Below are 20,358 nucleotides of genomic sequence, written 5' to 3'. Positions count from 1 at the left end.
TTCCAATATAGAAACCATGCTGGTTTGAGACGTTTTAGATATGGAACTTCGTTATCTGCGGTATTTTGTCGCGGTTGCACGCGAGCGACACTTCACCAGGGCGGCCGAAGCGCTGGGTATTTCACAGCCTCCTTTGAGTCAGCAGATCAAACGGCTCGAAGAGGAAGTCGGCACGCCGCTGTTCAGACGCCTGACGCGGGGCGTGGAGCTGACCGAGGCGGGAGAAGCCTTCTACGAGGACGCCTGCAAAATTCTGGCGCTGAGCGACGCCGCGCTGGAAAAAGCCCGCGGCATCGCGCGCGGGCTGAACGGCAACCTGTCGATTGGCATCACCAGCTCCGACGCTTTTCATCCCAAAATTTTCGCGCTGATTCGCCAGTTTCAGGTGCAGAACATGGCGGTGCAGGTTCACCAGGTGGAAGCCAATATGTCGTCGCTGACGACGATGCTGGCGGAGGGTGAACTGGATATTGCCTTCGTGCGTCTGCCGTGCGAGAGCAGCAAGGCGTTCGAGTTAAAAATCCTCGACCGGGAGCCGATGGTGGTGGCGCTGCATCGCGATCATCCGCTGGCGGCGTGCGATTCGCTGGCGTTAGAGCAGCTTCGGGATACGCCGGTGGTGCTGTTCCCGCAGGAGGTCGCGCCGGGACTGTACGAACGGGTTCACGGCTGCTGCGAGCGGGCCGGAATTGACGTGCAGCACGCGCTGCAGTCGTCGCAGCTTTCCTCCTCCCTGAGCATGGTTTCCGCTGGCGGCGGGTTTGCGCTGGTGCCGAAATCCATGGCGGCCATTTCACCGCCGAATGTGACCTATCATGCGCTGAGCTCGCCGGAGCTTTATACCGATATCGCGCTCTGCTGGCGACGCTTTGAACGCTCGCGGACGGTGAAGCGGTTTTTGATGATGATGAGCGAGGGGTGACGGCGCAGCGCTGCTGGTTTGTAGGCCGGGTAAGGCGTTGCCGCCACCCGGCAAGTCAGCCTTTGTTGTCAAATCACGGGATCCTGGAACGGTAAAGGTCTTACTGATGCACGCTTCGGTACTACGTTTTCCTGGTAATTGTCTGCCGCAAACCATCTGTTACTCTGGCTGCACTCAAGGGATGACAAGGAAGAGAGATGCTGAATCCATGCTGGCAAGATGCCTTGAAATACCCTGAACAATGGAGGTTTTGATGACTACACGAGTTATTGCATTTTTGCTCATACTCGGCGCATTCGCTGTAAATGCTGCCGATGGCGGTAATGGTGGGGATGGCGGAAACGGTTCTGATGGAGGAAACGGTTCGGATGGCACCGTCTCAGCTCCGGGCCGCGCAGGTTGTCCGGGCGGAACAGATCCGGACGCGTCGGGAAAATTTTATCTTCCAGGAACAAAACAGCAATGCAATCCGGGGAAGCAGGATGCCGTGAAAAGCGCCAGGCAATCAGATGCAGAGTGACAGTATGCTAACGCATCCTGGCTCCTCATCCTCATTTGCCTCCTGCTTCAGGCATGAATACCTGCGGCGGAATACGCAGACCTAGTCTTTCGCCTCCGCACGTAATGCCGCCTGCACCGCGGGACGGGCGCTGATTTTTTCCCTGTACGCCACTAGCGCGGGCCAGTCGTTGAGTTCAATTGAGAAGAACGAGCACCATCCCAGCACGGTGAAAAGATAGGCATCCGCCACGCTGAATGACGCTCCCGCCAGATAAGCGCTTGTGGAGAGCGTTTCCTGAAGAAAATCGAACCGCCTGAACAGCTTCTCACGAAAAATCGATTTGGCCTCTTCGGGCAGCACGCGGTTGAAAAGAGGTGCCGATCCCGCGTGTATTTCGCTGGTGATAAAGTTTAGACATTCCTGAAGCCGCACTCGCTCCCAGCTGTCTGCTCGCGGTGCCAGCCCACTTTCTGGCTTGATGTCTGCCAGGTACTGCAAAATGGCTGGCCCCTCGGTCAGGATTTTTCCGTCATCCAGTTCAAGCGCAGCGACATAACCTTTAGGGTTGATGGTCAGGAAGTCGCGCCCGTCAGCGGTAATCTTGCTCCTGTTGTCCACTTTTACCAGATCAAACTCAATCGCCAGTTCGCGCAGCACGATATGAGGTGAGAGTGAGCAAGTGTCCGGGGCGTAATAGAGTTTCATGATCTCTCCGTTAAAGCGGTTGTGTGATTTACATACACTGTGCTTAAAGCCATTCTCACTGTAAAATTAATGATTCATAAAATAGCTATTAGCTGAGCTACTGATATCCATGATGAATCTTTTACACTGGCGCTTGCTGGTTGCCGTGGCCGATGCCAGTAATATTTCCCGTGCCGCTGAAGAGGTCGGTATGACGCAGTCAGGTGCCAGCCAGGCGATCGCTCAGTTAGAGGCCTCATTAGGATTTGCGGTATTCACGCGAGAGCGACGCCACATCGGCGTGACTGCCCTGGGCGAGCGGGTTGTCAAAGAAGCAAGGAGTATGCTGGCGCGGCTGGATGCCATCCGTGCACTGGCGGATGAGAGCCGGGGGCTGAGCGGCGGACGCATTCGTCTTGCCAGTTTTCCTTCGGTGACATCCACGTTTTTGCCCGGGCTGCTGCGCGACTTAAAGCGCCTGCATCCTGAAATCGAGGTGGTCGTCCTCGAAGGCACGGACCAGGAGGTCGAAGAGTGGCTGGCGGCAGATACGGTTGATCTGGGCGTGGTCATGAACCCTGTTCCCGGGCGTGCTGAAGCGATCTTAGGGCAGGATGCATGGGTCGTGGTGTTGCCAGCCAGTCACCGTCAGGCTCGTTATACACGTACGCGCGGCATCACCCTTGAGGAACTGGCAGACCAGCCCTTCGTGCTCGCAACCGGCGGTTGCGCCGTCAATGGAAAAAGCCTGATGGAACAGGCTGGCCTGCAGCTGCCTGACGTGCGGGTGACCGTCCGCGACTGGATCAGCGCCTGCCTGCTGGTGCGCGAAGGCATGGGCGTCGCGCTGATACCTGAATCCGCCCTGCCGGATGAATTACGCGGTTTGTGCGTCGTACCCGTGACGCCTTCGCTGTGCCGGGAATTTGGGCTGGTATGTTCGCAGGTGGGCAAATATTCCCGCGCGACGCAGGCGTTATTAGAAGGGTTGCTCAAAATGAAAAGGTCTGCGTGAAGGAGTAACCGTGGTGCAAACTGTGCCCGGCGGTGCTGCGCTTGCGCGGGCCTACGGTTCGTGTTGCGGGTAGGTTGACGGTTTTGTAGGCCGGGTAAGGCGTAGCCGCCATCCGGCAGTGCCCTTCTGGAAGCCGCCTCGCAAACTTTCAAGCAACCTTATGTAATTCAGGGTTATCCCTTTTCATCCCTTCCCCGTGGTCGTAAAGTGCCTGCGTTGCGGCACATCCGTAACCGGGCGTAGGAACCCGTTAGCATAACATGACGTTTTTTTGGACAAAGAGGATGCTAAATGGCGACTACCCCTGGATTTTCTTACGCGCTCTCTGAGGAAAGCGCAGTTCATCACCTCATCAGCACTTCAATTTCCGATTCCGCGGATCTCTTCGAACTGGCTGACGCCTGCACTGCGTATGTAAGCGTGCTGGTGGAAACTGACGACGCGGTGACGTTTGCCACGCTCTGTACGCGATTGCTGGCTGCGCTGAAGCGACTGCGGGAGTGCTGCGATGCCGAGCTGCCTTCGCATCTGGTTGAACAACTGATTGCGGGGGAAAAGATTGCTTCCTGCGTGCTCGACTGCTGGCAAGAGACGACGTTGCAGGTGGACTATGCCGTAGCGTTAACGTTGGCAGTGATGGGCGGGACGTTGCCTGCGAGCGTGGCGAAAGAACTCACCGGGCTGCTGCATGATATGGTCTGGTTATTGGCGGAGTTTGTGAAGGAGCCTTATATCCAGGCGCACTGAGGCGGGTGACTGAAGGCCGGAATTCTGCGAGGTAAGAAGCAGGATTTCGGCCTTACTCAAAGTACAGAGTTGTTTGTGGAATGTCCGTTAAGAGCGAATAGCAGACGGCCTATCCATCAAAAGAACATAAAAAAAAACCGCCTCACGGCGGTTAAGCTATCAAGTCAAGAAGTTGCGCTTGCGAGACGTGCTGCAAATCCAATGAAGAACATCCCTACCAGCGCATTTCCTATGGCAGATAACCTACGGTTGCCTTTAAGACGGCTGAGCAGATAAGAGCCGCAGAAAACGAGAAAGCCGAAATAAACGAGAGTAATTGCGAACATTACTGCTGCCAGAATGATAAAAGCCATCCAGGAGTGTTCAGCCTGAACATTAATGAACTGGGCGAAGAAAGAGATATAGAACAGCAGCGTCTTTGGATTCAATAGCGTAACCAACATTCCGCGTCCGATGATCCCCCCGGCATCAGCTGAAGCTTTCTTTTCCTCACTCGTTTCGACAGCTGGCTTGAAGATAGCGCGTATTGTCTGGACACCGAGATAGAAAAGATAAGCAGCGCCTGCGTACTTGATGGCGTTAAACAAGGCAGGAGTTGAGCTTATGACCGCCGCCAGCCCACACCATGCCAGCAGAACCAGAATAACGTCGCTCAGCAGAATGGAAAATATTGCAGCAAAGCCCCGCTTGATGCCGCTGGTAATGCTCGTTTTAATCACGAACATGGTTTCAGGGCCAGGTACAAGGACTATCAGCGTTGCACCAAGCAGGTACGTCCAGAAATTCACGACACCAAAATCAGCAAACATTTTCACTCCGGTTCTCTCGTTTTCAACGAAGCTATTCTAATGTAACCAGCGTAGATGAAAACACATCACGGCAACTTTCCTGGTAAGCCAATGTCTGCTGTTGGCACAAAGCGGACATTTTTTTCACAGCCACCTCATACAGTGTTCACACTAATTAAATGACCGCCATCATCACGAGCATATGAACACTGTACTCCATCAAAGTTTCCACATTGTCAACCCACCAACCGTCACCCATAATGTTTCCAGTCTGGAAACAAGGGGCAAGGATGCACGTAGTCTCAAGAGCACCTTTCGACGCAGCCACCAGACAATTTCCTAATCAAGCACTCGCCCTGGACGATCTTTACCGGGTACTAAAAAAGGAGCATTACCTGTCACCAGACGACATGCGAAAGCGCTTCCCCAGCCTGGACAGGATGAAGTACCGGGAGAAATGGTGGGTCATTAATGTGGGTGGCGGGCATTTAAGAGTGATGTTTTTTACTGATTTTGAGCGAGGAACAATTTTCATCAAACACATCAGCACTCACGCAGAGTATGACAAGCTCACGGACCTCTACCGGAGAATGAAAGAATGAATTATGCAGCAGCCATCAAAGCGGCAAACGATCTGACAAACGCGCTCCCTTTCCTGGGCTCAAGCCCGTCGCGAGAAGATTACGAAGATGCGCTGGCGCTGGTGGAGTATCTGATCGAACATGAACCCGATAGCCCGCTGGTAGAGATGCTCACCACCAAAATCGATAAATACGAAAACGAGTCTCCGGAGTTTGCGGAATTTAACGCGCGTGTTGCCAGCATTCCGTCAGGCGTTGCGTTATTGCGAACGCTGATGGATCAGTACCAACTCACTCAGAGCGACTTCGAGAACGAAATTGGCAAGAAGTCTCTGGTGAGTCGAATCCTCAACGGACAGCGCACGTTAACGCTGGATCATATGCGTGCGCTGGCGAAACGTTTTGGTTTGCCGGTGAGTGCGTTTGTGGGGAAGTGATCGAGAGCAGGTGCTTTGTACCCAATCCGCGATGATGAGTCGTTTATATTCAAGAACAAAGAGCTGTTTATGAAAACCATTGAAGAACTACGAAACGAGCTTCTAAAAATAGGTGAGCAGTTAGGCGGAGGGACAAGGCCAAACCATTACTTCTTTATCCCCGACCAACCCGATGGGGTTGCAACTCCCTATCTTGAAATCCATGGCAAAGAATATCATTTTATCGTCAGTGAAAGAGGCCTTGAGATACAGCGAAAAGTAACGCTCAGTGACGATGAAATTCTGTATTGGTTTGTGGAGAGTGCCGTGGCTGGGATGGCCTCAACGTATGCAGCAAGCCATTCTTCTGAACGAGAATTTAGAGAGGTTTACTTCAGAAGACAATACAGTTTAATGCTCTCTATCAAACCTGAATGGGCAACAAGAAAGCGCAAAGAAATCGCTGAGCTTCTCCATTCGTGAATAAGCGAACGTTATTAACCCAACCGGCTCGTTTCATTTACTTCCCTGTTCCCCTCTCTTTTCCTGATAATTGCCTGCGACACACCATCTGTTACTCTGGCAGGACGCAAGGGAAGACAAGGAAGAGAGATGCTAAACCCTGGATTCGTTACCCGCAAAGCGCTTGCTCAGTGGCAGGATGTTCCCGCTTTTCTCCCCCAGTTCCAGTTTCATGAGAAACACCTAACGGTCATTCACACTAGCCGCCCTGAAAATATTCTGCCAATGATTGCCAGCTTTGACGTCCGGCAAGATGCCGTGATTCGGCGGTTAATGTCATTGCGTCAAATACCGCAAAAATTTCTGCGCAACCAGAAGGCACAGTCGATCGGAAACTTTGGTTTGCACAGTTTTACCCTTTTGAAAAATTCAGTATCAGAAATCTGTTACGGCTTAAGAGGACAATTCTGGCGTTCGGATTTCGGTCTGGAAAACGTGCCGGATGCCAGTGCTTTTCAGACCCCAGCCGCGCCGGGCAGCGCGAAACTGTTGCTGCGCTACAAGATAACGGAGCTGACGCCCGGCAAGCATGAGCTCGCTACGGAAACATTTATCTATTGTCCGGACAGACGCACTCGGCTAAAAATGTCGGCTTACTGGCTGGTAATACGGGCGGGAAGCGGCTGGATCCGTAAAAGGACGCTGAAGGCTGTTAAATCGAATATTGAAGGATGGGAGTCATAAGATGCTGGCTTATATCACTATAGGTACAAACGACTTTCAGCGCTCCGTGAATTTTTATGACGCTGTTTTTAACGTTCTTGGCTACTCGCGTCTGCCGGCGTGGACTGAAAGCTGGGCAATGTGGGGAGATGAAAATAATTCCGGCGAGGGGTTCAGCTTCTGTATTTGTCCTCCTTTTGACCAGCAGCCCGCGACGGCGGGAAACGGGACAATGTTCGCATTCAGTGCAGATAACGCGGATCTTGTCAGACGGTTCCACGCAGCTGGCCTCCTTGCGGGTGGAACGAATGAAGGCGAGCCTGGTACGCGAAGCGCTTACGGCCCCGACTTTTATGTTGCCTATCTGCGCGATCCTGACGGGCATAAGCTCGCATGCGTTTATCAGCATTACTCTCCTGAAGCCGATAAGTTTGTAGGCGAGGAATAGTCGCTTCAATCCTTATCTACCGCCCCACCTCCACGCTCGCCGACAGCCCCGCCACCAGCTCAACCCCCTCCGGCAATCTGTCGATATGAATGCGCACCGGCACGCGCTGCGCCAGCCGCACCCAGCTAAAGGTGGGCTCGACGTCGGGCAGACCCAGCCCGCCCGTTTCGTCGTTACTGTCCCCGATCCCATGCCCGATACTCTCCACGTGACCCGTGATGACAGACTCGTAACCCATCAGCACCACCTGCGCGGGCCAGCGCACCGTGATAATTGGCCGCCGCGACGTTCGCCGCGCTGCCGGTTTGCTGTAAATCCTCGCTGGAGATGGCGTTTTTAATCAGCGTACGGCGATGGGCCGCGTCCTGGCGCATCAGCATCTCATGGCGTTTTGACTCGACGTCCGCCTGCGCGCTGGTCACCGCCAGCTTTAGCCAGCGCGGATCGATGGTGTAAAGCACATCGCCCCGGTTCACCCACTGATTATCCCGCACGGCCACGCTGATGACCGGCCCGGAGACGTCCGGCGCAATCTGCACCACGTCCGCCCGCACGCGGCCGTCGCGGGTCCACGGCGTTTGTGCGTAGTGTTTCCACATCATAAAGGCCAGAAGCGTGGCCGCCGCGACGGCGCTTAAGGTCAGCGCATAGCGAGCCAGTAAAGAGAGCAGTGATTTCATGACAATAACCCCAACGCGGTCAGACCCTGCATCAGCAGGAAAAAGGTGACAATCCAGGTTGAAACATCCATCAGCGGGCGAAACGGCAAGCGCCGGTAGAGCCTGCTGAGCGAGAAAAGCGCGACGAGGCCCAGCGTGCAGACCAGCGCCGCGAGGGCGACCGTCAGCAGCCCCGGAATAAAAACCCCGCCGATATTGAGATCGTTAACCATGATCGGGACCCCGTAGTGCACAGTGCAGATCCACCAGCCTGAAGACCAACTGGCGCGTATGTTCATCTGCTGCTGGCAGATGACGTTCGATAAGTGCAGCGATGCGTTCGCGCAAGGCGTGGCGGTCCGCGGCGTTTATCCGATGAAAAAGCGCGTCAACCTCCCTGCCGGACGGCGCGTCACTGCGGCGTAAATGCATGACCGACAGCCCCAGACGTAGCGCGTGTAACAGTCGATCGAGCGCCTGCTCCGGCGCGCGCGCGCTGCGCTGCAGGCGCGGCAGCAACAGGGCGGTTCGGTCCATCATCAGGTTGATCCAGTGCGTTTCATCAATCCGCAGCGAGCCCTTCACGCTGCGGCGAATGTCGCGCTGGCAGAGGTTCAGCAGACGCGTGATGGCGCCATCCGCCTGCACGGTTTGCAGCAGGCTCATGCTGATGACGGCAAAGCCGGTCGCGGCAAAGAGCGCAATGGCCGTGTTAGCCGCAACGGCGAAGTCTCCGCTGTAGTGCGCCCCCAGCTCGCACAGAATGGGCAGGGTCAGGGTGATGCCCATCGCCATAAACGTGGTGGGCGGACGCGCCTGAAGCGACCCGGCCAGCAGATACGCCGGGGCAAGCACCGCCACCAGCACCGGGAAATCGCTCACCAGCGGCAGCAGCGCAAAGCTGTAGAACAGGCTAATGACCACGCCCCAGAATGAGCCAATGATGTATTTCACGATGTGCGGCGCCGGGGTGTCGAAGCTGCCAAACAGCGTGCAGCAGACGCCGAGTATCGAAACCGCCGTACCGCCATCCGGCCACGCCGAGAAGATCCAGACCATACAGCCGCTCAGGATGATGGCGAAAGCCCCCAGCGCCGTGCGGGCGGCAGTAAGAGGATCGCGGTGGAAAACGTAGCCTTTTGCCGCGCGGGTTTGCATCTCCCCAAAACCAGGTTTTGCATGGTGGATAGCCCCGGAAAGACGCTCGCCCTGCTGCAGAAGCGCGATCGCCTCCGAGAGGTAGCGGATAAAGCTGACCTGCAGCGCGTCGTCAAACGTCTGCGCCTGCGCGGCATAACGTTCGATGAGAAGCGCACAGCGGAGCCGCAGCGCGTCTGCCGTGCTGCTGGCACCAGCGCCTTCAGCGGCAAGCCAGGCCTGAACGTCCTCCATCAACGCCTGCGCGTCGGCGGGCAGGTTTCCGATCGCTGGCAGGCGATCGTGCAGTTCACAGTTGACGATAACCAGCCGCGCCAGCCGGTCGTGAATCGCTTTTCTGGCCTGCCGCACCGGGGCTGAGAGGGCAAAATCATAGGGAATATGGTGGCTGATGCCCTGCAGGAACTGCAGCGCCAGGGCCAGATGCAGGGGGCCGGAAGCCGCGTCGGGTTTGCCTGCTAAGGTATCCGCCACCCGCCCGCGCGCGGCCCGTAGCGTCTGGGATAGCTTAGCGTTGAACTGGCCCGATACCCGCGCGGGCAGCACGTAGCGGTGGATCAGCGCCGCGCAGAAAATCCCAATCGCGATCTCCTGCACGCGGACAATGGCGACGTTAAAGATGCCGCCGGGATCGGACACCGCAGGAAAACCAATCAGGCTCGCGGTGTAGCCTGCCAGCACAAACGCGTAAGCCCGGGGCGTGCGTTCCAGCAGGGAGAGCCACAGGCAGAATACGATCCAGCCCGTCAGCACCACGCTGCACAGGACTGGCGTATTCGCGAAGGCGGGCACAATCACAACGGTCGCGCTGGCACCCGCCACGGTTCCGGCCAGACGGTAGAGGCTTCTGCTCAGCGATGCTCCGACCGACGTCTGCGACACGATGTAAACCGTAATAATCGCCCACGAGGGGCGTTCGAGGCCGATCGACAGCGCAATGTAATAAGCCAGCATCGCCGCGGCAAAACTCTTCGCAGAGTAGATCAGCGCGCCCGCATCGTTTCGCAGCGCGGCGGGGAGACGAACGGAATGAGATAGGATGTTTTTCATGCCGGGATTATTACCGGCTTGCAGACCCGCTTAAATACTCTATTCTGTCAAAAAATACCTAAATGTTGCCAGAATCGTGAAGCCTCAACTTGCTACTACGCTGTATGACCCCGACTCTACCGCCAGTCCGGCAGTGGCGCGTCATCTGGACTTCGTGGACTACGCCGCGGAAGTGCCGGTACATACCCACCGCAAGGGCCAGCTGATTATTGCCCGATACGGTGCGGTTAGCTGTTACGCGGAGAATGATATCTGGATCGTGCCGCCGGACTGCGCCGTCTGGATCCCCGGCGGGATCCCACACAGCGCCAAAGCGACCTGGAACGCGCATCTTAATTATCTGTTTATTGAGCCCGGCGCGGTGGCGCTGCCGGAGAGATGCTGCACGCTGGCGATCTCGCCGCTGATTAAGGAACTGGTCGATCGTCTGACGCGCGAAGGCGTGGATTATCCCTCCGACGGCCACGTCGCCAGGCTGACCCGGGTCACGCTTGACGAGCTCGCCAGCATGCCGCAGCAGAAGCTGAGCCTGCCGGTCTCAACCGATCCGAAAATTCGCGCCATGGCCGACGCGCTGGTCAGCCGCCCTGAGGACAGAAGCACCCTGAAGGAGTGGGCGAAACGGCTCGCCCTCAGCGAGCGCTCGTTTGCCCGCCTGATGCAGGGCGAGACCGGGCTGAGCTTCGGGCGCTGGCGTCAGCAGCTGCATTTGATTATTGCCCTGCGTGAGCTGGCAAGCGGCGTGCCCGTCCAGAACGTGGCGACAACGCTCGGATACGAATCCGTGAATGCGTTTATCACCATGTTCCGAAAATCGATGGGCAGCACGCCCGCCCATTACTTTGCCGAACGGAAAAACAGCGGCCGTTAGCCCGGCCCCTCGCTCCCCGCCGCCAGCAGAGGCACCACCACGTCGCTGATGGGCACCGCAATCCCGTGCTTGCGGCCGTAGCGTTGGATCACCCCGTTGCGGATATCCCACTCCATCGGGCGATCGGCCTGACGGTCGGCCAGGATCGAGGTGCCCAGGTCCTCAGGCGCACGCTGGAAGTTCGCCAGAATTTCCTGCGCTACGTCATCGTCCAGCTTCGCCCCTTCGGCGCGGGCGACGGTAAGCCCCTCGCGCAGGTAGGCCAGCGCAAGCTCGCTGATATCCTCGCGCCTGAACATCCCGGCGCGGCGGTTAGAAAGCACCATCAGCCCGGCGACCGCGTTTTGCAGCAGCTTGCGCCACGCGACGTTGGCGAAATCAGCCGAAAGCTCAACCGCACATCGCGTACCGCGAAGCGCCTCCACCACCCGCTGCGCCTGCGGCACGTCCGGCAACGTCAGGCGCGGTTTGGCGCGCAGCCAGACGGAGGCATCCGGCTCGCGCTGGGCCGGGAACCAGACCACCGACGGCAGCACCGCCGCGCCGTTAACCCACGGCTCAAGCTGGGCTTTTTGCTCCACGCCGTTTTGCAGGGCGCAGACCACCGTGTGTTCATCGCACAGGGCCCGCAGCCATCCGGCGCTGTCGGCATTTTGCGTCGTTTTTACCGCCACAAAAACCAGATCGACGGGGCGCGTGATGACGGCCGGATCGGTTAATACCGGACCCGGCACCACCGTTTCACCCTCGTCGTGGCGCAGGCGTAATTCCGGATGCGCGGTGCGTCCGCACAATAGCAGCGTACGGCCCGCGTCATGCAACACCGCAGCAATGGTGGTCCCAATTGCGCCAGGCCCAATCAGCGCAATCACTGGATTGTCAGACATGGTTAACTCCCCTTTTCGCTAAGCCTGCTAACAGTTATACCACCCTGAAAAGTGAGCGCCACGTCGTTGTCTATACTCAACACACAACAGACAACGGAGTGCGCCATGCCTTTACCCGATTTTAAGTCCTCTGAACCTTTCACCCTCGGCATCGAACTCGAACTGCAGGTGGTTAACCCGCCGGGCTACGATCTGAGCCAGGACTCCTCCGCGCTCATCGCCGCCGTCAAAGACGACATTAAAGGCGGCGAAGTCAAACACGATATCACCGAAAGCATGCTCGAAATCGCCACCGGCGTATGCCAGAACATCGACCAGGCGGCGGCGCAGTTCTCGGTGATGCAGCAGAGCATCCTGCGCGCGGCGGCGGAGCAGCATATCCAGATCTGCGGCGGCGGGACTCACCCGTTCCAGAAGTGGCAGCGGCAGGAGGTGTGCGACGACGAGCGCTATAACGTCACGCTGGAGCGCTTTGGCTACCTGATTTTGCAGGCGACGGTATTTGGCCAGCACGTGCACGTCGGCTGCCGGACCGGGGACGACGCGATTTACCTGCTGCACGGCCTGTCGCGCTTCGTGCCGCACTTTATCGCCCTGGCGGCCGCCTCGCCGTATATGCAGGGTACGGACACGAAATTCGCCTCGTCGCGGCTCAACATCTTCTCGGGATTTCCGGATAACGGCCAGATGCCGTGGGTCAACAGCTGGCAGGAATTCGAGGGGCTGTTCCGCCGCCTGAGTTCCACCAGCATGATCGACAGCATTAAGGATCTGCACTGGGACATCCGCCCCAGCCCGCACTTCGGTACCGTGGAGGTGCGGGTGATGGATACGCCGTTGACGCTCGGCCACGCGATTAACATCGCCGGGCTGATCCAGGCGACGTCCCACTGGCTGCTGACCGCGCGGCCGTATAAGCATCAGGAAAAAGATTTTCTGCTGTACCGTTTTAACCGCTTTCAGGCCTGTCGCTACGGGCTGGAGGGAATATTGACGGACGTGCACACCGGCGAGCATAAAACCGTGGCGGAGGATATCGCCTGGCTGCTTGAGCAGGTTGCGCCGTCGGCCGAGAAGCTCGGCGCGACGAGCGCAGTCAATGAAATTGCCCTGCTGTTAAAGCAGGGCAAGAGCGAGGCGCAGCGCATGCGGGAGTTTATCGCCGACGGCGGCTCGCTTATTTCTCTGGTTCAGAAGCACTGCGAGCTGTGGGCGACGAGTCCGTAAGCCCGTGGCCCCACTCGCGCAGGCGCTGAAACAGTACGAACAGCGCCGGGATAAACAGGATCCCTACCACGGTCGCCACCAGCATGCCGCTGAAGACCGTGGTGCCGATGATGCGGCGGCTCTGGGCACCCGCCCCGGTCGCCAGCATCATCGGCAGGACGCCGATAATGAACGACACGGCGGTCATCATCACCGCGCGGAAGCGGCGCGAGGCCCCTTCCCGCGCGGCATCGACAATCGCCATCCCGTCCATGCGCCGCGCGCGGGCGAACTCCACGATAAGAATTGCGTTCTTGGCGGCAAGGGCTATCAATAGCACCAGACCAATCTGCACGTACACGTCGTTGGCGTAGCCCGCCATCCACAGCCAGACCAGCGCCCCGCCGATGGCGAACAGCACCGAGAGCATCACGCTCGCCGGGAGCGTCCAGCTCTCGTACTGGGCGACGAGGAACAGCCACGCCATCACCACCGCCGCCAGCACAATCCATATCGCCTGATTGCCGGTCTGCTGCTCCTGATACGACATGCCGCTCCAGGCGTAGTCGTACCCGGCAGGCAAATTCTCCGCCAGGATCTCGGCCATCGCCGCCATCGCGGTGCTGCTGCTCACACCGTCCGCCGCCGAGCCGCTCACCGACACCGACGGGAACTGGTTGTACTGCTGCAGGAACGGCGCGCCGACGGTCGGCGTGATGGTGACCAGGTTGCTCAGGCGCACCCGCTCGCCGCTGTTGCTGCGCACGAACAGTTCGCTAATCTGCTCGGCGCGCTCGCGCCACTGCATCTCGTTCTGCATGACGACGTGGTAAACGCGGTTATTCACGCTGAAATCCCCGGCGCGCGTACCGCCAAAGGCGGTCTGCAGGCTGCTGAAGATGCGCGACACCGGCACGTCGAGACGGGCGGCGCGCTCGCGGTCAACGGTCAGCGTCAGCTGCGGCACGTTGCTGCTCCAGGTGGTGAACACGCGGCTCAGCTGCGGGTGCTGGTTGGCTTTCGCCAGCACCTCACGCGTCACGCGCTCCAGATCCGCCGGGCTCTGCCCCGCCTGCGCCTGAATGCGCAGATCGAAGCCGGAGGCGTTGCCCAGCCCCGGCAGCGTTGGCGGCGCGAAGGTCATAATGGTCGCTTCCGGCAGGGCCAGCAGCTGGCGCTGCAGGCTCCCCATCACCTCGTCCAGCGGCGGCCGCTCGCTCCAGTCCTTCAGCATGATGGAGATAAACCCGCCGTTGGAGGCGCTGGTGCCGTTGAGAATGTTAAACCCGGAGACCTGAATCACGTCCTCCACCGCCGGATTTTTAGCGATGAGTTCGCGTGCCGTGGTCATCACCGCTTCGGTGCGCTCCAGCGAGGCCGCCTCCGGCAGCTGAACGCTGGCAAAGAAGTAGCCCTGATCCTCCTGCGGCAGGAAGCCTTTAGGCATCGACGTAAAGCTGAACGCCACCACGGCCGCCGCGCCTGCGGTGGCCAGCAGCGCCAGCCACGGGCGAAGGTTGAAGATAGTCACGATGCGGGTGTAGACGCCACGCGTGGCCTCCAGCCCCCGGTTGAACCCACGGAAAATCGCCGCGGGCTGCGCCGGGCGCGGACGCAGCAGCATCGCGCACAGGGCGGGAGTCAGGGTTAGCGCCACCAGGCTTGAGAGCGTGACGGCGGTTGAGAGCGTCACCGCAAACTGGCGGTACAGCTCGCCGACAATCCCCGGCAGGAGCGCCACCGGCACAAACACCGCCAGCAGCACCAGCGTCGTGGCGATGACCGGACCGGCGATCTGGCGCAGGGCCAGCGCGGTCGCCGCCGTGCGGCTCTGCCCTTCCGCCATCAGCGTTTCGACGCTCTCCACCACCACGATGGCGTCATCCACCACCATGGTCAGCGCCAGAATAATGGCGAACAGGCTGAGCGTGTTGGCGGAGTAGCCCAGCGTATAGAGCACCGCGAAGGTGCCCACCAGCGACACCGGAATGGCGAGCGCGACAATCAGCGTCGCGCGCCAGCTTTGCAGGAACAGGGACACCACGACCACCACCGCCAGCATCGTAAGCGCCAGCGAGACGCCGATCTCCTTAATGGTGGCGGCCACAAAGGAGGTGGTGTCGAATTTTACCTCGTAGACCAGGTCGTCCGGGAAGCGCGTCGAGAGGCGATCCAGCTCCGCGCGCACCGCGTCGGCCACGCGCAGGGCGTTGGCGGACGGCGTCGGGTAGATGCCGAGATAGGCGGAGTCGTGCCCGTTCAGCTGCGCGCCGGAGCTGTAGCTGCGCGAGCCGAGCTCGATGGTGGCGACGTCCTTCAGGCGCACCAGCTGGCCCATCTCGCCCGCGCGGATGATGATGTCGGCAAAGTCTTCAGCCTGGCTTAAGCGCCCCAGGCCGTTGATGGTCAGGGTCTGCTGCTGGCCGTTAAACACCGGCGGCGTGCCGACCTGGCCTGCCGCCCCCTGCACGTTCTGCTCGCGCAGCGCCTGCGCCACGTCGTCGGTGGTGACGTTCAGGGCGTTCATGCGGTCCGGACGCAGCCAGATGCGCATGCTGTAGTCGCGCGCGCCAAACATCTGAACCTGCCCGACGCCCGGCAGGCGGGACAGCGCCTCGCGCACCTGGGTGCTGGCATAGTTGCTGACGAACAGCGGCGTGTGGGTGTTGTTCGGTGAGTAAAGACTTACCCCCATCATCAGGTTGGTGGCGCGCTTGCGCACCTGTACGCCGTTTTGCTGCGCCTCAGTCGGCAGCTGCGCCACGGCCTGCGCCACGCGGTTTTGCACGTCGATGGCGGCGAGGTCCGGATCGGTGCCCGCCGCGAAGGTGATGTTCAGGCTGTACGAGCCTTCATCCGAGCTGGTGGACTCCATGTAGAGCATGTGATCCACGCCGTTCAGCTGGGTCTCCAGCGGCGTGGCGATGGCCTCCGCCACGTCGGCCGAACTGGCGCCCGGCCAGCTGGCAGAAACATTCACCACCGGCGGCGTAATCTGCGGATACTGCTCCACCGGGATAATCCTCAGCGCGATGGCCCCCAGCAGGGTAATGACCAGCGCAATCACCATCGCGAAGCGCGGGCGTTTGATGAAAAACGTCAGCATGATGGCTCCTTAATTCAGTATCTGGACGGCAGCGCCCGGCTGCACACGCTGCGCGCCGTCAGTGATTGCTCGCTCACCGTTCTTCACCCCGGAGGTAATCCGGAACTGCTGTCCGATCTGTCCGTCGATCTTGAGCGGGCGCATTTCTGCCTTGCCGTCGGCGTTAACCACCCAGGCAAAGAAGCCGTCGCCGTTCTGCTGGACCGCGGCGACAGGCAGAGTTAGCGCGGGCTGCTCGCTGGCAGGGCGCAGAATGACATTCACGTTGCCCCCGGGCAGGAGCTGATGGCGCGGATTGGCGAACTCGGCGCGCAGCATCACGCTGGCGGTGCGCGGATCGATACGGTTGTCCACCGACGTAAGCTCTCCGCTGACGCGCTGGCCGTTGCTGTCAATTAACGCCTGCCAGGCCTGCTTCATGGCGTTGATATCCGCATGCTGTCCGGCTTTGGTGGCAAACGCCCCCTCTTCCAGCGCAAAGGCGATGCGGATGGGATCGAGCTGCACCACCTCCACCAGCACGCCGCTGGCAGGGTTGACCAGGCTGCCCATGTGGAACCGGCTGTGTCCTACGCGACCGTCAATCGGCGAGGTGATGCGGGTGTAGTTCAGGGTGACATTACGGGTTTCTAGCCGGGCTTTGGCCTGCTCCAGCGCGGCACTCGCCACGTCCCTTTGCATGCGGGCGTTGTCCACGTCGTGACGGCTGATGGCGTTGCTGCTGCCCAGGCTTTCAAAGCGGGAAAGCTGCTGCTGTGCCTGGCGCAGCGTGGCTTCGGCGCTTCTCACTTCGGCCTGCGCCAGCCGCAGGGCGGCGCGCGGCTCGGCGTCGTCGAGCTCAAACAGCACGTCGCCTTTCTTCACGTACTGCCCGTCGCGAAAGTTGATTTTGGTGATGACGCCTTCCGTACGCGCGCGCAGCTCAACGATGTGGATAGCTTCGATGCGGCCCGGGATCTGGCGCTCGGAGGCGTGGGCGGTCTGCTCCACGGTGGCGACGCGAACGGGAATGGCGGCAGCGAATACGGGTTGCAGGGTACAGGCGAGAAGTGCGAACAGGAGTGGGAGCTTCATGGGAGTACCTCAGGGTTGTTGCCCTCACCCCGGCCCTCTCCCACAGGGAGAGGGAGGTCAGAGTCCCCTCTTCCCGTGGGAGAGGGTTAGGGTGAGGGCAAAAGGTTATGCAGACTTACGGAACCTGCGGGTCAGTCGCTTCTCGATTTCGACGACGAAGAACATCACGCCCGCCACCGTCAGAGTCACAAACCAGTAGCGCAGCGGCAGGGCTTCGGTGCCGAACAGCATCTGCATAAACGGCAGGTAGATAATCGCCGCCTGGAGCAGGAACAGCACGCCCGTCACCAGCCAGATCCCTTTGTTCGCCAGCAGGCCGCGGTTCAGGGAGAACCCTTCGGTGTTGCGGCAGTTAATCATGTACACCCACTGGGCGCAGACCAGCATCTGCAGCAGCACGGTGCGGATGAACTCCGCGCTGTGGCCGCGCGGGGCCAGCCAGGCTTCCAGCGCAAAGGCGGCGATAGCAATCATGGTGCCGACGAAGGCCACGCGCCACACGGCGTAGGCGTCCATCACGTGCTGCCCGGTCTGACGCGGCGGACGGCGCATGATATTGCGCTCGGCGGCTTCGAAGGCCAGGCCGAAGGAGAGCGTGGCGGAGGTGGCCATGTTCATCCACAGGATCAGCACCGGCGTCAGCGGAATGATGTTCCCCGCCAGCAGCGCAATCACAATCAGCAGCCCCTGCGCGAGGTTGGTCGGCATGATGAACAGGATGGTCTTCTTCAGGTTGTCGTAAACGCGACGCCCCTCTTTCACCGCGCTGGCGATGGTGGCGAAGTTATCGTCCGTCAGGACCATGTCCGCCGCCTCTTTGGTCACTTCCGTGCCCTTGATGCCCATCGCGATGCCGACGTCAGCCTGACGCAGCGCCGGGGCATCGTTCACGCCGTCACCGGTCATGCCGACGATTTCGCCTTTGTCCTGCAGCGCTTTCACCAGGCGCAGCTTATGCTCCGGGCTGGTACGGGCGAAGACGTCATACTTCACCGCCGCTTCCGCCAGCGCGGCGTCGTCCATCTTCTCCAGCTCGTAGCCGGTGATGGCCTGCTCGCTGTTGGTGATCCCCAGCATCTGGCCGATGCTCATCGCCGTCTGCGGGTGATCCCCGGTGATCATCTTCACGCGGATCCCCGCCTGCTGGCAGGCGTTAATCGCGTCTATGGCTTCCGGACGCGGCGGATCCATCATCCCGGCGATGCCGAGGAAGATCAGGCCGTGGCTCAGGTCGTCGTGCGTCAGTTCCTGCTCACCGTTCGCCGGTTTAAACGCCGCGGCGACCATGCGCAGCCCCTGACGCGCATAGCGCTCCATCTCGCTTTCCCAGTACGCGCGGTTGAAGGCTTCCGCACCGTTGCGGGTCTGCTGCTCGGCGCACAGAGCGAAAATGACGTCCGGCGCGCCGGTGATCAGGATCTGCTCCTCACCGCCAATCTGGTAGTGGGTGCTCATGTACTTGTACTGCGAGTCGAACGGGATCTTGTTAACCAGCGTGGTCATGACCGGCTCAAGGCTGGCCTTCGCCGCCAGCACCTTCAGCGCGCCCTCGGTCGGGCCACCGGTGATGCCCCACAGGCCGTGCTCGTCCTGAATCAGCTGGCTGTCGTTACACAGGTCGATGGTGCGCAGGTACTGCTCCAGCACGGTGCCCGGCTGGATGTGGACCGGCTCGTCGCTGCCTTCCAGGTAGAGGTTGCCTACCGGCTCGTAGCTGTTGCCGTCCACGCGGTAGCAGGCGTCGGCGGTGATGATGGCTTTGACCGTCATCTCGTTCATGGTCAGGGTGCCGGTTTTATCCGAGCAGACCACGGTCATCGCGCCCAGGGTTTCAACCGTCGGCAGCTTGCGAATAATCGCCCGCTTGCGCGCCATCGCCTGCACGCCCAGGGAGAGTATGATGGAGATAATCGCCGGCAGACCTTCCGGTACGGACGCCACCGCCAGGCTAATCAGGGAGAGCAGCAGCTCGCCCATCGGGATCTCGCGGAACGCCAGGCTGAAGACAAACAGCGCGGCCATCATCGCCAGAATAATGGCGAAGATCGCTTTACCCAGCTTGTCCATCTGCACCAGCAGCGGCGTGCGGTGCTTTTCGATGCCCGCCATCATCTGGTTAATATGGCCGAGTTCCGTATCCTGACCGGTGGCGGTGACCACGCCGACGCCGCCGCCCGCGCTTACGGTCGTCCCGGAGAAGACCATATTGGTGCGGTCGCCCAGCGGCAGTTCACCGCTCAGCGGATTAACGTGTTTATCCACCACGGTGGATTCACCGGTCAGAATTGCCTCTTCCACGCGTAGATTATGCGCTTCAATTAAACGCATATCCGCCGGAATACGATCTCCCGCGCGTAAAACAATAATATCGCCCGGGACTATTTCAGTTGTGGGTATCGTTTCGTGGTTGCCGTTACGAATAACGCGCGCCTCGCTGGAGAGCATATTGCGAATACTCTTCAGGGATTTTTCCGCGTTGCTTTCCTGAATATGACCAATTAAAGCATTGATTACCGCCACGCCCAGAATAACCAGCGTATCAACCCAGTGGCCCATGATTGCCGTTAATACGGCGGCGGCCAGCAGGACATAAATCAGGACATCATTAAAATGGGCCAAAAAACGCAGCCAGGCAGGCTTGCCTTTTTTCTCCGGCAGCGCATTGGGGCCATTTCTTTGCAGACGCGCCTGCGCCTCTGCACGGTCCAGACCACTGGCCTGGCTCTTCATATGAGCAAGCACCTGCTCTGTGGTCTGCTGATATGCCAGCCCGCCGGAAGGCGGCACGTTTGGAGATAATTTTTTCTCGGTCATCGTATTTTTCCTTCAATATCCGGTGAAAAGAAGCCTGAATTCCTTTCGGGCATAAATAAATTCATTTTAAAGTCTTGCGGGTAAAATTGATCTACCGCAATATAATGACTTCTCGGTTATTCAAAACTGCTTAAAACTATTTTGATAAGCCAATTTTTACAAAATATTTCTAAACCAAATCTAAACGAGGAGGATCCATGTTTGGTATTTATCGCGGGCGTCGCCTGGCGTTATACATTGTCGTA

The 20,358-nt window shown here is 59.2% G+C and carries 19 protein-coding genes and 1 pseudogene; 11 read left to right on the top strand and 9 right to left on the bottom strand.

All coding sequences use genetic code 11. The annotated features are described in order from the left end of the window. Nucleotides 1-40: 40 nt before the first annotated feature. Nucleotides 41-922, top strand: coding sequence for a LysR family transcriptional regulator (locus tag LA04_RS03755; protein WP_038417608.1), 882 nt, complete (start codon nucleotides 41-43; stop codon nucleotides 920-922). Nucleotides 923-1,175: 253 nt separating this feature from the next. Next, nucleotides 1,176-1,442, top strand: coding sequence for a hypothetical protein (locus LA04_RS23315; protein ID WP_072015502.1), 267 nt, complete (start codon nucleotides 1,176-1,178; stop codon nucleotides 1,440-1,442). A gap of 81 nt (nucleotides 1,443-1,523) precedes the next feature. Here the strand turns inward: LA04_RS23315 and gstA are convergent, their stop codons facing one another. Further along, nucleotides 1,524-2,129: a glutathione transferase GstA gene (gstA, locus tag LA04_RS03750; RefSeq protein ID WP_047650517.1), complete on the bottom strand. Its 606-nt coding sequence runs from the start codon at nucleotides 2,127-2,129 to the stop codon at nucleotides 1,524-1,526. Nucleotides 2,130-2,238: 109 nt separating this feature from the next. Here gstA and LA04_RS03745 point away from each other — a divergent pair, with 109 nt between their 5' ends. Then, entirely contained in the window at nucleotides 2,239-3,123 is an 885-nt protein-coding gene (locus LA04_RS03745) for a LysR family transcriptional regulator (protein WP_047650516.1), read from the top strand. A gap of 291 nt (nucleotides 3,124-3,414) precedes the next feature. After that, entirely contained in the window at nucleotides 3,415-3,870 is a 456-nt protein-coding gene (locus LA04_RS03740) for a hypothetical protein (RefSeq protein WP_047650515.1), read from the top strand. Between the two features lie 164 nt (nucleotides 3,871-4,034). On the opposite strand, the gene leuE is transcribed toward LA04_RS03740, so the two are convergent. After that, the gene (leuE, locus tag LA04_RS03735; RefSeq protein WP_047650514.1) at nucleotides 4,035-4,679 is read right to left on the bottom strand and encodes a leucine efflux protein LeuE; all 645 of its coding nucleotides are present in this window, start codon (nucleotides 4,677-4,679) and stop codon (nucleotides 4,035-4,037) included. 269 nt (nucleotides 4,680-4,948) lie between these two features. Here leuE and LA04_RS03730 point away from each other — a divergent pair, with 269 nt between their 5' ends. The 5 genes from LA04_RS03730 (at nucleotide 4,949) to LA04_RS03710 (ending at nucleotide 7,288) form a co-directional block, all read left to right on the top strand. Continuing rightward, a complete protein-coding gene (locus LA04_RS03730) occupies nucleotides 4,949-5,260 on the top strand; it encodes a type II toxin-antitoxin system HigB family toxin (protein ID WP_047650513.1) in 312 nt (103 codons plus the stop codon). Further along, on the top strand, nucleotides 5,257-5,676 hold the full coding sequence (locus LA04_RS03725) for a helix-turn-helix domain-containing protein (protein WP_047650512.1): 420 nt from the start codon (nucleotides 5,257-5,259) through the stop codon (nucleotides 5,674-5,676). Before LA04_RS03730 ends, LA04_RS03725 begins: the two co-directional genes overlap by 4 nt. Nucleotides 5,677-5,745: 69 nt before the next feature. Continuing rightward, a complete protein-coding gene (locus LA04_RS03720; protein WP_047650666.1) occupies nucleotides 5,746-6,138 on the top strand; it encodes an Imm63 family immunity protein in 393 nt (130 codons plus the stop codon). Between the two features lie 129 nt (nucleotides 6,139-6,267). After that, nucleotides 6,268-6,861: a hypothetical protein gene (locus LA04_RS03715; RefSeq protein WP_047650511.1), complete on the top strand. Its 594-nt coding sequence runs from the start codon at nucleotides 6,268-6,270 to the stop codon at nucleotides 6,859-6,861. Nucleotide 6,862: 1 nt separating this feature from the next. Continuing rightward, a complete protein-coding gene (locus LA04_RS03710; RefSeq protein WP_047650510.1) occupies nucleotides 6,863-7,288 on the top strand; it encodes a VOC family protein in 426 nt (141 codons plus the stop codon). A 16-nt stretch (nucleotides 7,289-7,304) separates the two neighbouring features. On the opposite strand, the pseudogene LA04_RS03705 reads toward LA04_RS03710, so the two are convergent. The 3 genes and pseudogenes from LA04_RS03705 to LA04_RS03695 all read right to left on the bottom strand — a co-directional run bounded on the left by LA04_RS03705 (nucleotide 7,305) and on the right by LA04_RS03695 (nucleotide 10,155). Then, nucleotides 7,305-7,968 (bottom strand): annotated as a pseudogene (locus tag LA04_RS03705) (HlyD family secretion protein). Further along, the gene (locus LA04_RS03700; protein ID WP_047650509.1) at nucleotides 7,965-8,180 is read right to left on the bottom strand and encodes a DUF1656 domain-containing protein; all 216 of its coding nucleotides are present in this window, start codon (nucleotides 8,178-8,180) and stop codon (nucleotides 7,965-7,967) included. The pseudogene LA04_RS03705 and the gene LA04_RS03700 overlap by 4 nt, the downstream one beginning before the upstream one ends. Beyond that, complete coding sequence (locus tag LA04_RS03695; RefSeq protein ID WP_052119514.1) at nucleotides 8,173-10,155, bottom strand: FUSC family protein; 1,983 nt, start codon at nucleotides 10,153-10,155, stop codon at nucleotides 8,173-8,175. Before LA04_RS03695 ends, LA04_RS03700 begins: the two co-directional genes overlap by 8 nt. A 76-nt stretch (nucleotides 10,156-10,231) precedes the next feature. Here LA04_RS03695 and LA04_RS03690 point away from each other — a divergent pair, with 76 nt between their 5' ends. Further along, nucleotides 10,232-11,026, top strand: coding sequence for an AraC family transcriptional regulator (locus LA04_RS03690; protein WP_047650508.1), 795 nt, complete (start codon nucleotides 10,232-10,234; stop codon nucleotides 11,024-11,026). On the opposite strand, the gene LA04_RS03685 is transcribed toward LA04_RS03690, so the two are convergent. Next, nucleotides 11,023-11,913 carry an oxidoreductase gene (locus tag LA04_RS03685; RefSeq protein ID WP_047650507.1) on the bottom strand — a complete coding sequence of 297 codons (891 nt, stop codon included), beginning with the start codon at nucleotides 11,911-11,913 and terminating at the stop codon, nucleotides 11,023-11,025. The genes LA04_RS03690 and LA04_RS03685 overlap by 4 nt on opposite strands. Before the next feature lie 105 nt (nucleotides 11,914-12,018). On the opposite strand from LA04_RS03685, the gene LA04_RS03680 reads away from it, so the two are divergent. Then, on the top strand, nucleotides 12,019-13,140 hold the full coding sequence (locus LA04_RS03680; RefSeq protein WP_047650506.1) for a YbdK family carboxylate-amine ligase: 1,122 nt from the start codon (nucleotides 12,019-12,021) through the stop codon (nucleotides 13,138-13,140). Here LA04_RS03680 and LA04_RS03675 read toward each other — a convergent pair. The 3 genes from LA04_RS03675 to LA04_RS03665 all read right to left on the bottom strand — a co-directional run bounded on the left by LA04_RS03675 (nucleotide 13,091) and on the right by LA04_RS03665 (nucleotide 20,113). After that, nucleotides 13,091-16,225 carry an efflux RND transporter permease subunit gene (locus tag LA04_RS03675; RefSeq protein ID WP_047650505.1) on the bottom strand — a complete coding sequence of 1,045 codons (3,135 nt, stop codon included), beginning with the start codon at nucleotides 16,223-16,225 and terminating at the stop codon, nucleotides 13,091-13,093. The genes LA04_RS03680 and LA04_RS03675 overlap by 50 nt on opposite strands. A gap of 9 nt (nucleotides 16,226-16,234) precedes the next feature. Continuing rightward, a complete protein-coding gene (locus LA04_RS03670) occupies nucleotides 16,235-17,299 on the bottom strand; it encodes an efflux RND transporter periplasmic adaptor subunit (protein ID WP_047650504.1) in 1,065 nt (354 codons plus the stop codon). A 105-nt stretch (nucleotides 17,300-17,404) separates the two neighbouring features. Beyond that, nucleotides 17,405-20,113 carry a cation-transporting P-type ATPase gene (locus LA04_RS03665; protein WP_047650503.1) on the bottom strand — a complete coding sequence of 903 codons (2,709 nt, stop codon included), beginning with the start codon at nucleotides 20,111-20,113 and terminating at the stop codon, nucleotides 17,405-17,407. Nucleotides 20,114-20,358: the final 245 nt, after the last annotated feature.

This window comes from Enterobacter sp. UCD-UG_FMILLET, from assembly GCF_000762975.1.
GTDB lineage: Bacteria > Pseudomonadota > Gammaproteobacteria > Enterobacterales > Enterobacteriaceae > Enterobacter > Enterobacter dykesii.
This window is presented reverse-complemented; position numbering and strand designations above follow the sequence as displayed.